The 17,311-nt window shown below is 66.8% G+C and carries 17 protein-coding genes; 4 read left to right on the top strand and 13 right to left on the bottom strand.

Annotation, left to right across the window (positions count from 1 at the left end; translation table 11 throughout):
- Positions 1 to 12: 12 nt before the first annotated feature.
- Positions 13 to 1,554, top strand: coding sequence for a sensor domain-containing diguanylate cyclase (locus tag B447_RS07725; RefSeq protein ID WP_232431580.1), 1,542 nt, complete (start codon positions 13 to 15; stop codon positions 1,552 to 1,554).
- A 20-nt stretch (positions 1,555 to 1,574) separates the two neighbouring features.
- On the opposite strand, the gene B447_RS07730 is transcribed toward B447_RS07725, so the two are convergent.
- The 10 genes from B447_RS07730 to nosZ all read right to left on the bottom strand — a co-directional run bounded on the left by B447_RS07730 (position 1,575) and on the right by nosZ (position 11,326).
- Positions 1,575 to 2,210 (bottom strand): nitrous oxide reductase accessory protein NosL, encoded by a 636-nt coding sequence (locus B447_RS07730; protein ID WP_002938388.1) that lies wholly within the window; start codon positions 2,208 to 2,210, stop codon positions 1,575 to 1,577.
- On the bottom strand, positions 2,207 to 2,572 hold the full coding sequence (locus tag B447_RS07735; protein WP_002938391.1) for a hypothetical protein: 366 nt from the start codon (positions 2,570 to 2,572) through the stop codon (positions 2,207 to 2,209). The genes B447_RS07730 and B447_RS07735 overlap by 4 nt, the downstream gene beginning before the upstream one ends.
- Positions 2,569 to 2,841, bottom strand: a complete 273-nt coding sequence (locus B447_RS07740) for a hypothetical protein (protein WP_002931103.1) — start codon at positions 2,839 to 2,841, stop codon at positions 2,569 to 2,571. The genes B447_RS07735 and B447_RS07740 overlap by 4 nt, the downstream gene beginning before the upstream one ends.
- 14 nt (positions 2,842 to 2,855) lie before the next feature.
- On the bottom strand, positions 2,856 to 3,398 hold the full coding sequence (locus B447_RS07745) for a nitrous oxide reductase accessory protein NosL (protein ID WP_002931100.1): 543 nt from the start codon (positions 3,396 to 3,398) through the stop codon (positions 2,856 to 2,858).
- 38 nt (positions 3,399 to 3,436) lie between these two features.
- Positions 3,437 to 4,252 (bottom strand): ABC transporter permease, encoded by an 816-nt coding sequence (locus tag B447_RS07750; RefSeq protein ID WP_002931099.1) that lies wholly within the window; start codon positions 4,250 to 4,252, stop codon positions 3,437 to 3,439.
- Positions 4,253 to 4,262: 10 nt separating this feature from the next.
- The gene (locus B447_RS07755) at positions 4,263 to 5,210 is read right to left on the bottom strand and encodes an ABC transporter ATP-binding protein (RefSeq protein ID WP_002931098.1); all 948 of its coding nucleotides are present in this window, start codon (positions 5,208 to 5,210) and stop codon (positions 4,263 to 4,265) included.
- Positions 5,182 to 6,477: a nitrous oxide reductase family maturation protein NosD gene (locus B447_RS07760; RefSeq protein WP_002938402.1), complete on the bottom strand. Its 1,296-nt coding sequence runs from the start codon at positions 6,475 to 6,477 to the stop codon at positions 5,182 to 5,184. Before B447_RS07760 ends, B447_RS07755 begins: the two co-directional genes overlap by 29 nt.
- A gap of 113 nt (positions 6,478 to 6,590) precedes the next feature.
- Complete coding sequence (locus B447_RS07765) at positions 6,591 to 7,013, bottom strand: hypothetical protein (RefSeq protein WP_002931094.1); 423 nt, start codon at positions 7,011 to 7,013, stop codon at positions 6,591 to 6,593.
- 17 nt (positions 7,014 to 7,030) lie between these two features.
- A complete protein-coding gene (locus tag B447_RS07770; RefSeq protein WP_002938409.1) occupies positions 7,031 to 9,214 on the bottom strand; it encodes a NosR/NirI family protein in 2,184 nt (727 codons plus the stop codon).
- Positions 9,215 to 9,376: 162 nt separating this feature from the next.
- The gene (nosZ, locus tag B447_RS07775) at positions 9,377 to 11,326 is read right to left on the bottom strand and encodes a TAT-dependent nitrous-oxide reductase (RefSeq protein WP_002938410.1); all 1,950 of its coding nucleotides are present in this window, start codon (positions 11,324 to 11,326) and stop codon (positions 9,377 to 9,379) included.
- Positions 11,327 to 11,553: 227 nt separating this feature from the next.
- On the opposite strand from nosZ, the gene B447_RS07780 reads away from it, so the two are divergent.
- The 3 genes from B447_RS07780 to B447_RS07790 are packed head-to-tail and all read left to right on the top strand — an operon-like array spanning position 11,554 to position 14,296.
- Positions 11,554 to 12,864, top strand: a complete 1,311-nt coding sequence (locus B447_RS07780) for an ATP-binding protein (protein ID WP_002938411.1) — start codon at positions 11,554 to 11,556, stop codon at positions 12,862 to 12,864.
- A complete protein-coding gene (locus tag B447_RS07785; protein WP_002938412.1) occupies positions 12,861 to 13,403 on the top strand; it encodes a response regulator transcription factor in 543 nt (180 codons plus the stop codon). The genes B447_RS07780 and B447_RS07785 overlap by 4 nt, the downstream gene beginning before the upstream one ends.
- Positions 13,400 to 14,296 carry a DMT family transporter gene (locus B447_RS07790; RefSeq protein ID WP_037982542.1) on the top strand — a complete coding sequence of 299 codons (897 nt, stop codon included), beginning with the start codon at positions 13,400 to 13,402 and terminating at the stop codon, positions 14,294 to 14,296. Before B447_RS07785 ends, B447_RS07790 begins: the two co-directional genes overlap by 4 nt.
- 33 nt (positions 14,297 to 14,329) lie before the next feature.
- Here B447_RS07790 and B447_RS07795 read toward each other — a convergent pair whose 3' ends face one another.
- Genes B447_RS07795 through B447_RS07805 form a run of 3 tightly spaced genes read right to left on the bottom strand, consistent with a single transcriptional unit; the run spans position 14,330 to position 16,948 of the window.
- Positions 14,330 to 15,265 carry a mechanosensitive ion channel family protein gene (locus B447_RS07795; RefSeq protein ID WP_002938419.1) on the bottom strand — a complete coding sequence of 312 codons (936 nt, stop codon included), beginning with the start codon at positions 15,263 to 15,265 and terminating at the stop codon, positions 14,330 to 14,332.
- Position 15,266: 1 nt separating this feature from the next.
- Complete coding sequence (locus B447_RS07800) at positions 15,267 to 16,061, bottom strand: hypothetical protein (RefSeq protein ID WP_002938421.1); 795 nt, start codon at positions 16,059 to 16,061, stop codon at positions 15,267 to 15,269.
- 14 nt (positions 16,062 to 16,075) lie between these two features.
- A complete protein-coding gene (locus B447_RS07805; RefSeq protein ID WP_037982548.1) occupies positions 16,076 to 16,948 on the bottom strand; it encodes a hypothetical protein in 873 nt (290 codons plus the stop codon).
- Positions 16,949 to 17,311: the final 363 nt, after the last annotated feature.

Raw genomic sequence — 17,311 nt, forward strand, 5'->3', positions numbered from 1 at the left:
CGATCAGGCTGCATGGGCGCGCGCGCGCCCTGCAAGAAGCAAGAATGGACCCCACTGGGGTCCATTCTTGCTTCTTGCGCATGGCATGAGCGCACTTCCGCTCCGTTCGCGCGCGTTGTCGGCCCGCTGACGATGAGGCAATATCGTGCATCGGCGTCCAGGCAGAGCGAAAGCGCCATGCGTATCCTTCTCATTGATCTGGTGTCCGACGACTGCGTTGCATCGGCGACGATCGCTGCGCGTCTGGCCGGCTGTGCTGAGGTTGAGGCGTGCCGCCCGGCGTTTGATGGCAGCGGGCCGCGCGGCAACATGTCCGGGTTCGACCTGCTGTTGCTGGTCGGCGATGACGACGCGGCACTGCTGAAGACATGCCGACGCGTGGCCGAGGATTCCGCTGTTCCGGTGGTCGTCATCGGTCCCTGCGACGGGGTTGAGACCGCGATCGCGTTGATGAAGGCGGGGGCGGTTGACATCGTCGTCCGCGACGAACGCGGCGACTGGAGCGGGCGTCTGGTCGAGGTGGTGTCCGCTGCACGCGTCCGGGCCCGGCCGCGTGACAGGCAGCCGTATGTCGACGAGGGCCGGCGCCTGGAGCAGATCGTCGATGGCTCCTCGGTGCCCACATTCGTCATCGACGGCAGTCACCAGGTGACGCATTGGAACCGAGCCTGTGCGCAGCTGACGGGTATCCCAGCCAATGAGATCGTCGGCACCGGCGAGCACTGGAAGGCCTTCTACACCGAAGCACGTCCCTGCCTGGCCGATCTTGTCGTCGATGGCACGGTCGGGAGCGAGATCGACCGCTACTATGCGGGCAAGGGGTACCGCCCGTCGGCGACCCTGCCTGGCGCCTACGAGGCCGAGGACTTCTTCGCTGCTTTCGGAGATGGCGGGCGCTGGCTTTACTTCACGGCTGCGCCCTTGCGCAATGCGCGTGGCGAGATCATCGGTGCCGTAGAGACCTTGCAGGACATCACCGAGCAGAAGCGGGCCGAGGCGGAGCTGCGTCGCAGCGAAGAGCGCTTCCGGCTGTTGTCGATCACCGATGGCATGACGGGGCTTTTCAACGCGCGCCATTTCGTGCAGCGACTGACCGAGGAAATGGATCGGGCCGAGCGTTATCGTCATCCGCTGTCGCTGATGATGATGGACGTGGACGATTTCAAGCTTTTCAACGACACCTGGGGGCATGTCGAGGGCGACCAGGTCTTGATCCGCCTTGCCCAGTGCGTTACCGCCTGTCTGCGCCGGACGGACCAGGCCTTCCGTTATGGTGGCGAGGAGTTCGTCGTGCTGCTGCCGGAAACTCGGGTGAGAGAGGCGCTCGCTGCCGCAGAGCGGGTCCGGGCATTGTTTCGTGAAAGCAGCTTCCTCCCGGAAGGAGCGCCCGCTCTGGTGCATTGCACCGCCAGCATTGGTGTTACGCGTTTCGTTCCAGGCGAGAGTTCACGCGATTTCGTCGCGCGGGCCGATCGTGGCGCCTACGAGGCCAAGCGCCAGGGCAAGAACCGGGTCATACGTGCCTTCCCCGACAGCGGCGAATTACTGGACTGAATGCAGGACCGTGCCGGGGATCAGTGCGTGTGGTGACCGTGGTTAGCGTCGCGCAGGCTGCCGACGACGGCAGGGTCGATGTCCGTGAAGTGCAGCGCGCGACCGCCCTGTGCGGCGATGAAGGCCTGGGCGGCCGCCGTGCTTGCGAAAGCGGGGAGGTCCGGGCCGCGCATGGGGCCTCGTACGCGGGCCTCGATCACGAACACCGCCGTCCGCGCGTCGAGCCAGCTGCCGTCCTCGAAGTTGGCGACATACAGGGCGGCGGCGTCCTCCGCGCTGTGGCTGGCGTCGAAGCGGCCGGGCTCGGCCAGAAACATGAACAGATCGACCGGCGAGTCGAAGAAGTGGGCCGAGCCGTCGGTGAAGATGATCTGTGCAGCCCAGCGCGGGAAGCGCGCGGGATACATGCCGCACACCGGGCAACGTGCCTCAGCCGGGACAGGGCGAGCCTCGTGCATGGCCAGGCCTGAGGCCGGGTCGTATGGGTGTGGCGTCGACACCCGCGTCGGCGGAACGATGCAGATGTCCTCGAAGGGCGGTTCGAAGTCGGTGCCTGCGCGCGTGCCGTGGCGCCAGAACAGGGCGCCCGCTAGCCCCGCGGCAAGCAAGGCGCCGCCGGCCAGCAGGGTGCGGCGGCGACCGTTCAGCGTCGTCATGCGCGTTCGCTGGCGAGGAGCGGGTCCTGCATCAGGGCATCGATGATGCGCAGCAGGTTGTCCTCGGCCGTGTCCCCGATGCGGGTGAGCGGGTCGGCGACCACCAGGCCCTCGGCCAGATGCAGGTGGTTGGGTGTAGTGGCCAGGCCGGGATGGGTCGGCGCGGTATCGATGCCAAGCTCCTTGCCGTCCGGGCAGCGCCAGCGCACGGAGTAGGCGTCCTGGGCGGCGTAGCGGACGGTGATCTCGACGCCGTTCGCCAGCTCGAGCAGCATGGCGTCCTGGGTGAGGCGGGGCTGCGCGGCGAAACAGTCGGCGCGCTCGGTGGCGAGCACCGAGGCAAGGTGCGGATGCAGGCTCATTGTGCGTTGGCCTCCTTCAGGATGCGTGCGACTTCGCTGCGTGCGATCTCGTGCGTGTCGGCGAGGATGCGTGCGGCAAGGTAGTGCTCGTAGGCCGGGTGTTCGGGCAGTTCGGCGTGCGCGATACGGGCGAGGAGTTCGTCCGCCGAGCCGGCGCCAAGGGCATTGAGGACATCGCGGCAGTTTTCCCGGCTTTCGTACATCAGCCGGCTGAGCCGCTGCACATGCGCGGCATCATCGGGAGGGAGGGCGCTGTAGACCGGATCCATGTTCTATTGCCTATTTACATTCGCTGATCATGAAGGGCGCCACCGTCCAGGACGACCATGTCCGGGGTGACGTCGTTGAAACGCAGCACGCGGCCGCCATGTTCGTCGGCGAAAGCCTTGGCTTCGGCCTCGATCGAGAAGGAGGCTGCCGTGGGGCCCATGCTGCCCAGTCGCCTGGAACCGAAGACGTAGAACGCCGTCTTGGCGTCTATCCAATGGCCCTTCGGGCTGTCCCAGTCGGCCTTGCCCATGTCCTGCACGAAGATGGCGCGGACGACGCGTGCCTGCTCTGGGTTGAGGTAGATGCTGAACATCTCGATGGTGTCGCAGAACCAGTCGGGCTCGGCGCGCCCTGCGTAGTGCATCTGCACCTTCGGGCCGGGATAGTCGGCGAGCAGCATGCCGTCGAGTGCGCAGCTCGAGTTGAGATCGATCTCGAGCGGCACCAGGTTGCCGGTACCGCCTTCGCTGCCGCTGCCGCAGGCAGCCAGCAGGCCAGCGCCGGCAGCGGCCATCAGGAAGCGGCGGCGGCTCTGGCAGGCGTGATGTGTGCACATGAAGATTGCTCCATTCAGTCAGAACGTATTGCAGGGCCTCAGCGCCGGAAGCGCCAGGCGGCAATGGCCAGCGGTGCCGCGATCCAGCCCGCCATCACCAGGCCCAGCAGCCAGGGCTGGGCGAGGGTGGCCGGGAAGACCGTGGCCAGGCCGTAGAGCGTACGCACATCTTCCAGCGTGAAGATGTTGAGGATGCGGAACACGTCGGCCGGGTTGAGCAGCATCACGTAGGGCAGCGCCTCGCCGCCCCACTGGCCGCCTGTCACCACCAGCACGCCCAGCACCAGCAGGTCGAAGATCAGCACGAAGAAGAACCACAGCGCGATCGCGAGGCCTGAGGCGCGGGTACGGTCGCTGGCGAACACCGACAGCATCACGGCCAGGCTCAGGAAGGCGCAGCCCAGCAGGACCGAGCTGAGCATGAAGCCGAAGTAATGGAACAGTGCGTTGAGGTCGAGCTGGGCCGACAGCACGATCCCTACCAGACCGAAGCCGGCGATGGTCGAGAAGGTGAGCGCGCCGGCCAGGCCGAGGTACTTGCCCAGCAGTAGCTCGAAGCGGGTGATCGGCATCGACAGCAGGAGATCGAGCGAGCCGCGCTCGCGTTCGCCGACGATGGCGTCGAAGCCGAGCAGGAGCGCGATCAAGGGGATGAGGTAGATGACCAGGCTGACCAGGCTGGCAATGGTGACCTCGATCGAGCGGAACCCGACCGCGCCTTGCTGGGCCGAGCCGAAATAGGCGATCGACAGCGCGAACACGGTGAATACCAGGGCCACCGCAAGCACCCAGCGGTTGCGGATGCGGTCCCAGAATTCCTTGCCGGCGATGGTGGTGATCTGCGAGAACTCCATGGCCTGCCTCTCAGTCCGAAAAGCCGAAGAACACGTCTTCGAGCGAAGGTTCGCGTACGCTCAGGTCGAGCACCTTGCCGTCGAGCGAGGCCAGCGCGGCGATGACGGCCATTTTCGATTCGCGTGCGCACTGCACTGCCACGTGGTCGTCGTGCGCCTCGACGGCACCGACGGGCAGATGGCCGAGCACCGCGCGCACCGCTTCGAAATCGGCTGGCGCAACGCGCACGTCGAACCACAGCGGCAGGTCCATCCTTTCGCGCAGTCCGGCCACGGTGCCGACGGCCTGTACCTTGCCTGCAGCCATGATGGCCAGCCGGTCCACGCGCTCCTGGATCTCGGCCAGGATGTGCGAGGTGATGACGGTGGTCACGCCCTCGCTGCGCAGTTGGCGCAGGATGGCATAGAAGCCGCGGATCGCCTCGGGGTCGAGGCCGTTGGTCGGTTCGTCGAGGAACAGGATGCGCGGCCGCCCGAGCAAGGCCTGGGCAAAGCCCAGGCGCTGGCGCATGCCCTTGGAGTATTCGCGCACGCGTCGGCGGGCGGCGTGAACCAGGCCCACGCGCTCCAGTACGCGCATGTTGTCGGCGGGCGACACCCCTTTGAGGCGGGCAAAGAAATCGAGGGTTTCGAGCCCGGTCAGGTTGTCGTAGAGGACGACGTTCTCGGGCAGGTAGCCGACCTTGCGGCGCACGGCGCGGAAGCTGCCGCCGCCAGCGCCCACCGGGGCGCCATCGATGCGGATCTCGCCGGCGGTGATCGGGATCAGGCCGAGCATCATCTTGAACAGGGTGCTCTTGCCGGCACCGTTGTGGCCGATGAGGCCGAAGAGCTCGCCCCCCCGGATGTCGAGGTCGACGCCATCGACCGCGTGGATCGCACCGAAATGCTTGCGCACGCCGCGGGCGACGATCATCGCCTTGCCGGCCTCATTGAGCGCGGGGGAAGTGTCTGCCACGCCATTGGCTCCAGTCAGGGTTGTTGGGCTCCATCCGCGGATTCGGATCGACGACGCTTTGCGCGCGCAGCAGCGGGAACTGCTGCGCGACCATGCGCAGGGTCTGCACTGCCGGGCTGCCGAGCAGCAGCTTCATCATCGGATGGCGCCAGGTCAGGCGGTCGACGAGGTCATTGGCTTCGTAGGGCACGTCGCCGATGCCGTCGCCGTCACGGTCCCAGCCCAGGTAGTTGCCCCAGTGGTTGCCTTCCTGTTCGCCCCAGACCATGTCGCGCGCGCCGACGTAGCGCACCTGTTCGCGGTTGAAGATGAAGTCATTGCGTTCGACCACGTTGTTCTTGGAGCCCGCCCACAGGTGGATGCCGACCACGTTGTCGACCACGGTGTTGCCGCGCAGGGTGTTGTATTCGGCGTCGTAGATGAAGAAGCCGCGCTGGTTGCCGGCGACCACGTTGTTCTCGATCACCGAATCCTGGATGGTGCGCAGCATGATGCCGTGGTCCGAGTTGGCCCAGGCGCGGTTGTTGCGCACCGTCAGGCGGCGCACTTCCATCAGCGCCAGCCCGCCGCGGTTCATCCAGGTCTCGTTGTTCTCCCACAGGTTGTCGTAGGCATTCATGTAATGCGTGCCGTAGCGACTGTGGTGCAGCTTGTTGTCACGGAACTCGGCGTCATGCGACACATCGACATAGAGCGCATCGCGCACGAAGCTGACGTTGTTGCCGATGATGCGCGCCCGGCGGGTGTTGTAGAGCTGGATGCCGTTGCCGCGCTGTGGCGAGGCGTACTCGCGCTTGCCGGTGATCAGGTTGCCCTCGATCAGGACGTCGTTGGCCTTTTCGATCCACAGCCCGAACAGGCTGTAGGTGATGTCGCAATTGCGCACCACCACGCGGTCCGAGCCGGGAAAGATGTAGATGCCGGCGTTCTGCTCGCGCAGGCTGTCGCCCGAGTCCGACACGATCAGGCCCTCGATCGTGACGTCGCTGGCGGTGATGCGGATGGTGTCGCCGCGCAGCCCTCCCGAGATCGTCGGCCGGTTGAGCCCACGCAGGGTCAGCGCCTTGTCGATGCGCAGGTTCTCGACGTAGCGTGCGCGCTCGACTTCCACGGTGTCGCCGGCCGCCGCACGCTCGATTGCGGCCTGGATCGATTCGCCGGCCTGCACCCGCCAGGTCGCCGCGTGGGCCGGCAGGATCCCGGCGGCGAGCAGGACGACGAAGGCGATGAATACGGCAAAGCGAAAGGGCAAGAGGGGGTGGGGCATTGTCTGCTCTGTGGCGAGGCTGGCGCCAGTGTGCGACGAAGTGCCGCATGCTGCCTTGATCTGGGTGAAGCAGCACTCCGCCTTTTTTCAACCAGCCCGTTGCCGGGCTGCGCTCAGATCACGATCAGGCCGAGGCTCTTGAGGCCGATGAAGAGCACAGCGCCGACCAGCAGGTTCTTGAAGCCGACGTAGCACACCATGTCCATCGGGCTGGCCTTGCGGTAGCGCCGGCCCCACCAGGGGCCGTCCTTCACGTAGGGCTTGGCGCCCATGCGCACCACGACCTCGAAGACACTCCAGCCGAACCACCAGCCGATGATGGCGCCAGGTGTCAGGTTGCCCATTGCGGCCAGTACCCAGGCCACCGTGGCGGCGACCGCAATAGCCAGCCCCGCCGCCTGCACGGCGCGTTGGCGCTCGAAGCCGCTGCGGCTCCACGGCCAGATGTGGTCCCAGGCCTCGGCCAGCAGGCGGGTTGCACCCTTGTCCTCGTAGGGTGGGTGGACGGCTTCGGTCAGGATGCGCGGATCGACCATTCTCGTGTCCTCCTGGTTCAGGCTTTAGGGGTGGCTGCAGCCACCGGCTTGATCGGAATGTAGTAGCCGTCGGCGCCGATGGGGGTGAGTGCCAGGCCGGCCTTGGTGCGGCGCTTGCGCTCCTGGGCCAGGGGGGGGCAGGCGTGCTCGTCGGTGTACATCACCATGCAGTCGAGGCAGAGCATGCACTCGCGGTGGTCGATGCGGCCCTTGTCATCGATCGCCAGCGATCCGCAACCCACCGCGCAGGCCTTGCACGAGTCGCATTCCTGCTTGCGCTTGAGGCCGAACCAGCGGAAGGTCGAAGGCATGGCGAGCGCTGCGCCGAGCGGGCACAGGTACTTGCAGAACGGCCGTTCGGTGAAGATCGACAGCCCGAGCAGACCCGCAGCGAACAGGGTGTAGGGCCAGCTGCGGCTGAACAGGCCGACGAGGAAGGTGGTCTTGAAGGGCTCGACCTCGGCCAGCTTCTCGGCCAGACCCATCGACAGCATGGACACCGCAAGCAGGCCGAAGAACACGAAGTACTTCACCCACTTCAGGCGGTTGTGCCACTTCATCGGCAGCATGAACTGGAAGCGCTTGAGGCCGAGCTTGGCGCCCACCTTGTACAGCAACTCGGACAGCGAGCCGAAGGGGCACAGCCAGCCGCAGAACAGGCCGCGTCCCCACACGAACACGGTGACGATGATGAAGATCCAGAACAGGAAGATGAAGGGGTCGGTCAGGAACAGCTCCCACTTCCACTGGAAGAGCAGGGCGTGGAACCAGGTCAGCACCTGGGTGATCGAGGGCTGGGCAAGCAGGTAGAAGCCGACGAAGAAGATGCTGATGAGCCAGGCCGCGTACTTGAAGCCATCGACCGGCCACTTGTTCTTGCGTGTGGACAGGCGGGTCAGGCGGTCGCGCATCGCATACACGGCGGCGACGCCGACGAGCAGGATGGAGAACAGTACGATCTCGACCGCGCGCATCTTCCATACGCGCACCCAGGGGGCATCGGGCTTGACGACCTTGGGCCGGCCGCCCTCCATGTACTTCGCAGGCACCCAGTATTCGCTGTCGAAGCTGACGAAGTCGCGGTGGCCGGTGTTGCGGTCGAGCTTGTTGCCGAGGAAGACCAGGCTCCACGGGTAGGCTGCTGCAAACCCCGGGTCGCGGATGATGAAGATCGCCGACTCCTTGTAGCTCGGGGCGCCGGGCGCCTGCACACCCCAAAGGTTGAGGTAGTCGAGGTCGCGGAAGGTGTAGGCGTCCATGTCCTGGCTTACTTGCACGCGGTCATAGATGCCGCCGCGTACGAAACCCGAGCCCTTGAACGAGTCGTAGCCGTTGGAGATGATGAAGATCGCGTGTTCGTTGTCCTTCAGGCGCGACATCAGGCTGGTGTAGCCGCTCTCGCCGAGGATGCTCTTGCCGACCGAGGGCGTGTTCAGGTGGCCAAAGAACATGTCCACATAAGGCTCAGCGGTGCGTGGCATGCCCAGTTGTTCGGACTTCACGGTCAGGCGGCGTACGCTGCCGTCCTTGAGCAGTTGCTCCCAGCTCAGACGCTCGTCGATGGCCGAATAGCGGATCGCCGGCCGTGGTTCGACCTTCAGGATGCCGACCTGGCGTGCGATCGCCACGCCCGAGCGCATCACCACCTGGTTCTGCGCGATCACCGTGACGGTGGCGCCGGTGATCGCATCGAGGCCGATGTAGCCTTCCTCGTTGCGCGCCTTGCCGATCTCGATCTTGTCGCCGACGAACTTGCCCAGGTACTGGTTGACGAACTTCGTCAGCACGCTCTCGGGAATGCCCAGCAGCAGGATGGGTTCGCTGTGGCGCAGGATCTTGGTCCCGGTAATGATGCCGTCAGTATCCATGCCGATCAGTGTGATCACGGGCTTGCCGGAGTACGCGGGGATATCCACGATGTCGGTCGACAGGAACACATAGCCTACGAGCTTGCGTTGGCCCGCGTCGTCACGGTAGCCCTCGACGTAGGTCGGCTTGCCCATGCGGTGCGAGAAGCTGCTGGCGGCCGGCAGCACCTCGGTACAGGCAACATGCGCGCAGAGGTCGGGGTCGGTGTTGATCTGGGCGGGCAGCGGGGCCTCGTATGCGGTCTGGGCGAATGACGGCGGGCTGCCGAGCAGGGTGGCGACGGCCAGCAAAGCACCCATGGTGGCGCTGCGCAGGGCGGAGAACGGGTTCATGATGCGCTCCGGTTGAAAGCTGGCGGAGAGTCTATTGAGGCCCGCCGCCGCCTGCCTTGTTCATTATCAAATTCTAATTTTTTGATGGGCGAAATGACGCTCCATCAAAAGACACAAGGGGCTTTCGCCCCTTGTGTCTTCCAGCCTGGATAGTGCTTTGCGTTATGCCTCGACGATCATCCGCGAGCGCATCTCGAGGTGCAGGGCGTGGCAGAAATGGGTGCAGTAGCACCAGAACACGCCGGGCTTGTCGGCGATGAAGGTCACCGAGGCCGTCTCCTGCGGATTGACGATGAAGTTGACGTTGTACTTCGGGATCGCGAAGCCATGCGTCAGATCCTCGATCTTGTCGAGGTTGGTCAGGATGATCGTGACCTCGTCGCCGAGTTGCAGCTTGAACTCGCGCGGCTCGAAGGCCGGTGCCAGCGAGGTGATCTTCACCGTCACCTTGTTGCCGTCGCGGAAGACGCCGGCTTCCTTCGGGTCCTTGACTGCGAGTGGGAACTCGTTGATGTCATAGACCTGCTTGGGCTGCAGCAGCTCACGCTTGAAGATGATGAAGTCGTGCGGTTCGGGACGGACAGGGTGGTCCGCCACCAGCACCATCTTCTCGCCGGAGATGTCGACAAACTGCTCGGTCTCGGCGTGCAGCGGGCCGACGGGCAGGAAGCGGTCCTTGGAGAACTTGCAGCCCACGCACAGCCACTTGCCGTCGGCGAACATGGTTTCGGACTGCGACGCGTTGATGTGGCCGGGCTGGTAATGCACGTCCAGGCGGTCGACTACGTACTGCGCGCTCTTGTCACCGCTGTGGAACTTGATGGCGGCGTCCACGTTCCACTTGACGATCTGGCTGTCCAGGAACAGCGTGGTGTAGGCGTTGCCGCGGCCATCGAAGGCGGTGTGCAGGGGGCCGAGGCCGAGCTCGACTTCGGCCACGATGGTCTTGTCTTCGTCGTCCACCTTGCCGTCGAACCAGTCCAGCACCTTGGACAGTTCGATGACGGTGGCGGTCGGCGACAGCTTGCCGGCGCAGATGAAGTACTTGCCGTCCGGGCTGGCATTTACGCCGTGCGGGTTCTTCGGCACGGAGACGGAGCACACCAGCGCGGTCTTCGGGTCGGTGTTGGCCGCCTTGGTGGCGTCGACCACCGGCACGCGGGACGTGCCGTAGGTGGTGTACTTGCCGTCTTTCACCGCTTGCTCGATGCGGGCAATGTTGAAGAACAGGCAGGCGTCGCGCTCGGCCGACATCATGCCTTCGTAGTGGTAGCCGCCTTCAGTGTTGTACTGGTTGGTTGCGGCGAGCTTGCCGTCGAAGGACGTGGCGACGAGGTCGCAGTTGCCGTCGATCAGCGCTTGCCAGCGCACTTCCATGGTCTCGGCGTCAACGCAGGAGAACAGCGTCCGGTACTTCTCCGGGCTGTCGACGTCGCGGCCGTCGTTCGGCAGCGGAACATGGAACTCGGCGCCGCAGAATACGCGGGTGGTGTAGTTGATCGCCGGGTCCACCGGGTCGCGCTTGTCCGGGAAGATGCCGTGGAAGCCCTGCACGTTGGGCAACTCGGTGATCTTGTCGCAGATGAAGTAGTCGAGGCGGATACGGGCGATACGGCTGTTGATCTTGTCGTTGATCCAGGCGTAGCGGCCGTCGTAGTTGCCGTCCTTGTAGGAGGCATGGGTGTGGTGGGTGTCACCGACGGTGTAGCGCAGGCTGCCGTCAGCCTTGGTGCCCATGATCTTCTTGGATTCGTTGGTGTGGCCCCAGCCCACCAGTGCGTCCGGCACGAAGCAGGGCACACGGTGCAGTTCGCGCCCGGAAGGCAGGCCGAGCACGCGGAAGTCGCCAGTGTGGCCGCCCGACCACAGGCCGTAGTAGGTGTCGAGTTCGCCCGGCTTCAGGTGCGGATCGTTGTAGGCGGCCTTGGCTGCGGCGACAGGTGCGCCAGCGGCGGCCGGTGCGCCGGCTGCGGGAGCGGACTCCTTGTTGCAGGCGGACAAGCCGACCGACAGGCCTGCACCCGCCAGGCCTGCGAAGGCGGCGGTGTTCAGGAACTTGCGGCGGCTAGGATCGGGCATCGCCTCGACCGTGTTCATCTTGGTTTCTTGCATGGTTCGTCGCTCCCGTATTCACATAAGATCGCCGGCATCCAGTCAATCACTGCGCCCTGCGCCCCTCGCGCCGGGTTGGCTGTGCGGCCTGCCTGTGACAATTTGTCCTGTGACGTTTTGTCGCAGGGTCATTCTATGAAGCAGCCATGGCATAAACCTTGATGTACCGCAAAGACAGGGACGTGCCCCTGACGTGAAAAGGGATATCCATAACCGGAGTGAATGGCATGCGCATGGAGGTGGAAGGGGGGCGGGTCGAAACGTCAGGCTTGAGCGCAGTGCGCACGAATCGGGCGCGCTTGCTGCAGTTGCGCTGGGTGTCGCTGGCGGCGATGGCCGCGATGAGCTTTGTGGTGTTTCCATGGCTGGTGCCAGCGCAGCCGTTGGCGCCGCTGGCGGGCGTGACGTTCGCGCTGCTGGCGGTCAATCTGGCCTTGCTGGCGGATGTGGCGCGCTGGCTGGTGGGGCGCTGGGGCGCCTTCCTGCAGCTGACGGTGGATCTTGTCGCCTGGGGCGCCTTCCTGTATTTCACCGGCGGTGTCGCCAACCCGGCGATCTCATTGCTGCTGCCGGTGGTGGCGATTGGCGCATCCATCCTGCCGGCTACCCAGGGCTGGGCGCTGGCTGTGCTGGCAGTCGGGGTCTATTCCTTCCTGTGGCGCTTTCACGAGCCGGTGCGCCTCACCGACAGCGGGCTCGCCATGCAGTGGCACCTGGCCGGCATGTGGATCAGCTTCGTATTTGCGGCGGTGACGGTGGTGTGGTTCATCGCCCGCCTCAATGCCGAACTCGCCCGCCGCGAGGCCGAGTTGGCCGAAGCCAACGCAGCGCGTGCGCGCGACGCCTACGTGGTCGGCCTGGGCAAGCTTGCCGCTGGCGCGGCGCACCGGCTCGGGACGCCGTTGGGCACGATGCGCATCCTTGCCGGCGAACTGGCTCGGCGCACGGACCTTGATGCCGAGGTGCGCGACGATCTGGAGCTCGTGCGCGAGCAGGTCGACCACTGTCGCGACATCCTCAACAGTCTCACCCGCGAGGCTGGGCAGCAGCGCGCGGAAGGCGGTGGCGCCGTAGAAGTGCGCGTCTGGGTGGACCAGGTGGCGGCGCGCTGGCGGCAACTGCGTCCCGGCGTCGCAGTCCAGGTGCAGGGCGAGGGTGGCAGCATCGTCGCCGATGCCTCGCTCGGCGAAGCCTTGCACAACCTCATCGATAATGCGGCCAACGCCAATCAGCACATGTGCGCCACAGCCGGCGCCGTTGTCGCGGCCGATGTAGCCGGCGCGATCGAGGTGTCGATCACCGTAAGCGCCGGGCTGGTGTGCATCGAGGTCGCCGACCGCGGGCCGGGCCTGTCCGCTGCGCGCATCGATGCTGCGCGCCGGGCGCCGCTCGGGGCTCATGCCCAGGGCATGGGGGTGGGATTGATGCTCGCCCACGCCGCGGTCGAGCACCATGGCGGTCGGCTGGAGTTCCGTCCGCGGCCCGGCGGTGGCACCATTGCGCGCTTGATGATTCCGTCCCAGGCTGCAGTGCAATGATTGTCGACAATGCTCCCACCCTGCTCGTCGTCGATGACGACCCCGCCTTCAACAGGGTGCTGGTGCGCGCGCTTGCTCAGCGCGGCTTTGATACCTATGGCGCCACCGACAGCGAAGGGGCGCTCGAGCTTGCCGGGGACCATACCCCCGAGTTCATCGTGCTCGACCTCAATATCGGCGGCGAATCCGGCCTCAAGCTCATCCGCCCCTTGCTCGATGCCAGTCCGGGGGTGCGCATCCTGGTGCTGACCGGCTACGCGAGCATCGCCACCGCGGTCGATGCCGTCAAGCTCGGTGCGGTGCAGTACCTCGCCAAGCCAGCCGAGGTCGATGCCATCATCAAGGCGTTGCGAGCCGAGGATGTGATCATCGACGATCACGCGCCGGGCGCGCCGATGTCGGTCGACCGCCTGGAGTGGGAGCATATCCAGCGCGTGCTCGCCGAACACGAGGGCAACATCTCGGCGACAGCGAGGGCGCTGCAGATGCACCGGCGCACGCTGCAGCGCAAGCTCGCACGTCCGCCGGGCGGCGTGTGAGCGCGGTGACGCCCCCCGCCCACACTCTGAAAGCCGACCTGTGGCTGCTGGCGACCACGCTGCTGGCTGCCGCCGGCTGGATCTTTTCCAAGGAGGCACTCGCCGGGCTGGCGCCGCTGCAATTCGTCAGCCTGCGCTTTCTGCTGGCCGGCGTGGTGCTGCTCGCCTTCGCCTGGCCACAGCTGCGCCGCCTCACGGTGGCGGGCCTCAGGGGCGCCCTGATCGTCGGCGCGTTGTTCGCCGCGGCGATGGCGCTGTGGATCACTGGCCTGGAGCACGCCACCCACATCGGTGAAGGCGCCTTCATCTCCAGCCTTGGCATCGTCATGGTGCCGCTGATCGGCTGGCTGCTGTTCGGCGAGCGCCCGCCGCGCATCACCTGGGTCGCGATGCCGCTCGCGCTGCTGGGCTTTGCCTGCCTGTCGCTCGAGCAGGGCTTCCGCTTCGAGCCCGGGCAGTGGTTCTTCCTCGGCGCCGCGCTGGTGTTCGCTGTGTTGTTCACGCTCAACAGCCGCATCGTGCGCAACGTGCCGCCGCTGGCGCTGAGCGCGGTGCAGGTGCTGATGGTCGCGGTGCTGATGCTGCCGCTGTCGCTGCTGCTGGAGCGCTGGCCGGAAACGGTCGCCGCCCCGGTCGTAGGCTGGCTGCTCGCCAGCGCCATCCTCGCCACCACACTGCGCTTCTTCGTCCAGCTGCGCGGCCAGAGCCTGACCAGCGCCAGCCACGCGGCGGTGATCCTGATGCTCGAGCCGATGTGGACCGCGCTGGTGGCGGCGTGGTGGTTCGGCGAGACGATGAGCGCGCAACAGTTCCTCGGCTGCGCGTTGATCTTCTCGGCGCTGGTGCTGAGCCGCTGGCGCTGGGTCAGGGATTTGCTGCGCAGCCTGGGCTGAAGGGGCGGCACGCGCCCGCGGCCGGGCCGCGCCTCACAGCGTTTCGTCCCGCATCGTGCCGCGCAGTGCACAAGGCGCCGCCGCCGGCGTACGCTCGAAGCGCACGCCCCGTTCCCGTAGGGCGAGGTCGATCAGGCTGAACACCTCGTCGCGGCACATGGGCTCGCGGTCGTGCTGAGGCACCCAGTACTTCACCCGGTAGCTGATGCCCTGGGGGCCGTACTGCACCACCTGTACCTCGGGCGGCTTGCCGTCCACCAGGCTGTGGGCGCCGTCCAGCGCCACGCGGATCAGCTCCCTGGCCTCGGCCACCGGCAGGTCCACCGGCAGGGTGAGCTCGACATGGTCGCGGTACTCCTTGCGCGGCGCGCTGAAATTGGTGATGCGCTGGCGCGAGATCTGGCTGTTGGGCAGGATCACGTAGGTGCTGTCGCGCGTGACGAGGCGGGTGGTGCGCCAGCCGATCTCCTGCACCCGACCCTGCGCCAGGGTCTCGATCCGCACCCAGTCGCCCATGCGAAACGGTGCTTCGATGCCGAGCGCAATGCCCGACAAGGTGTCCGCGACCACGTTGCGGATGGCGAAGCCCAGCACCGCCAGCACCAGGCCCGAGCCGGTCAGCAGGCCAGACAGGCCCTGGCGCAGCAGCAGTGACAGCGCCAGAAGGGTGGCCGCGGCGAAGAGGAGGACCCGGAACAGGTCGAGCAGGACCTTGGGCACCGGCCGCTGCCCCTTGCGGCGCTGCGACAGGCGACTGCTCACCAGCGCATGCAGCAGGTGGGCACCGAACAGCAGGGCGAGGGCGAGGGCCGCATTGCGCACGGGTTCGCGCCAGCCCTGCAGCGGATGGGCGGCGGGCAGGCGCTGGAACAGGGGCTCGGCCAGGGCTGCGACCAACAGCAGCAGGGCAAGCGCGGCCGCGGCGCGCAGCCAGGAGGGAACAGGGCTCGGCGCGTCGGGAGTCTTCATCTCAGCGGCTCCCCGGGGCGGCCGGGTGCAGCAGTTGGTGCGCGTGCAGTTGGGGCAGGCTCCAGCCCTCGCCCAGCAGCAGCATGCGGGTGTCGAGCGCGGCGGCGCGGGCGGCCGGCGCCTCGCTGCCGAGGTCGTGCATGCGCTTGGCCTGCAGGCTCACCCAGCGCAGCGGATGGCGGCGCGCCAGCGCGCGCCACAGGGCATGTGCCCCCTCGGACTGGCGCGCGCCGCTGACCAGGCACAGGCCGCGGCCCAGTGCCCAGGCGTAAACGGTGCTGGCGATGCCCCGACCCTGATAGGCAGGGGCGTACTTGGAATGCGGCGAGCGCACGTGGCGATCGGTGCGGCGGTCGACCTCGATCAGGCGGTTGAACACGGTGTAGCCGGCGAGGCAGCCGCGGCTGGGGTCCTCGACATACACATAGTGTTCGCCGTCGGCCTCGCGGTGATGGAAGATCAGGCCCGGCTGCAACGCGGGCAGGCGCGCGCAGGCGTTCATGGCGTCGCCCGGCGTGTGCAGGCGGCGGTGGAGGGAAGCGAGCTCGGCCTCGATGTCTTCGTCGGGCTGGTTGACGTCGATGCGCAGCTCGAGGCGCGGTGGGCGGATCTGGGGCGGAAGCGGGCGGTAGAGCGCGAGCAGGTGCCGCGCCAGTGACAGCACGGCGTCCCGGGCGATGCGCGTGGGCGGCGGCTGCGGAAAGGCCAGCGCCGAGCGCGGCGAGAAGCTGCTGCGGTGCGAGGGTGGGGTGTGCAGGTGGCCGAGCGAGCGGCGGCAAAGGGCGATCGCGTTCATTCGTCGTCCTCCCCTCAGCACGGTGCCGGACCGGCCCACCAGCCGCTCATCAGGCCCTCCGGGCGCTGCGGGGCGCTTACCCGCGCACTGCTCTCCCAGGCCTCCATCTGTACGTCGAGACCGGCAAAAACGCCGTAACCCGCGCCAGCGCGGATGGCCTCGCCTGCGTTCAGGCTCTCGCCGGCACGGATGGCCCCGGCGGCACCAATCAACTTGCCGGCCTTGATGCCCCAACCGGCCTCCAGGTGCATGCCGACCTCGATCGAGCCGCCAGCGGCGATGCCCTGGCCAGCGCGCAGCGTGTGCGCTACGCGGATGTCGCCGCCTGCCTGCAGGCTTTTGGTGCAGCGTACGCCTTCGTCGCCTTCAAGATCGAGGCCGATGAAAGCGTTCCCTGCAATCCGCACGCGGCCGGCGCAGCGCAGATCCCAGCCGATGCGCACCTCACCGTCGCAGCGCAGCTCGCCGGCGCAGTCCACGCCCCAGCCCGCGCGCAGGTCGCCCCCTACGCGCAGCCCGGCCTCGGCGCGGATGCTGCCCTCTATGCGCAGGTCGGCACCGATGCGCAGCTCGCCGCCGGCGCGTACCCCGGCACCGGCATGCAGCGAGCGCCCGACACGCACGATGCCTTCGACATCGACGCCGCCGCGCACCTCGAGCGTACCGGCGAATACGATTGCCTCGGCCTCGATAAGGTCGAGCACGCGGACCTCATCGGTGGGGCCGAACTGCTCGAGCAGCCAGCAGGCGTCGCCGACGCGGCCGGCCGCGACCATCTCGTCGAGCATGTCCTGATAGTTGGCACCGTCGCCGAACTGGCGGACGAACCAGCGAAAGCCGTCTGTGCAGGGCCGCTTCGCCCTGACGAAACTACGTGTGAGAACCATTGCATCACCCTCGTGCATCGCCTGGCCGCGCCAAGGCGCGGCATCCTGGGGTGCAGCCGATGGGGGCGTCGATGACCGGGGTGGCCCGGATGGACCGGGGCCTGACCGCCTGGGCGGTCTGGGAGCGGGGGACTGGACAGGTGCCCGCAGCGGCTGCACGTTGATCGGGAGGCGCGTCATGCGCGTCCCGGGCAAGGTGCCGTGCGGGGGTGGGGTTTAGCCCCGGTACTGGCCCCGCACGGCCTGGGAAAGCACGGCGGGAGACCCTGTAACCTTGAACGCGAGCTGGGTCGCGAGATCGCGCAGCGGCGACATCATGCTGCGCGCGCGCACACGCCCACCCGCACGGACTGGCGCGCGGCA

This window comes from Thauera sp. 27, from assembly GCF_000310125.2.
In the GTDB taxonomy this organism is placed as follows: domain Bacteria; phylum Pseudomonadota; class Gammaproteobacteria; order Burkholderiales; family Rhodocyclaceae; genus Thauera; species Thauera mechernichensis.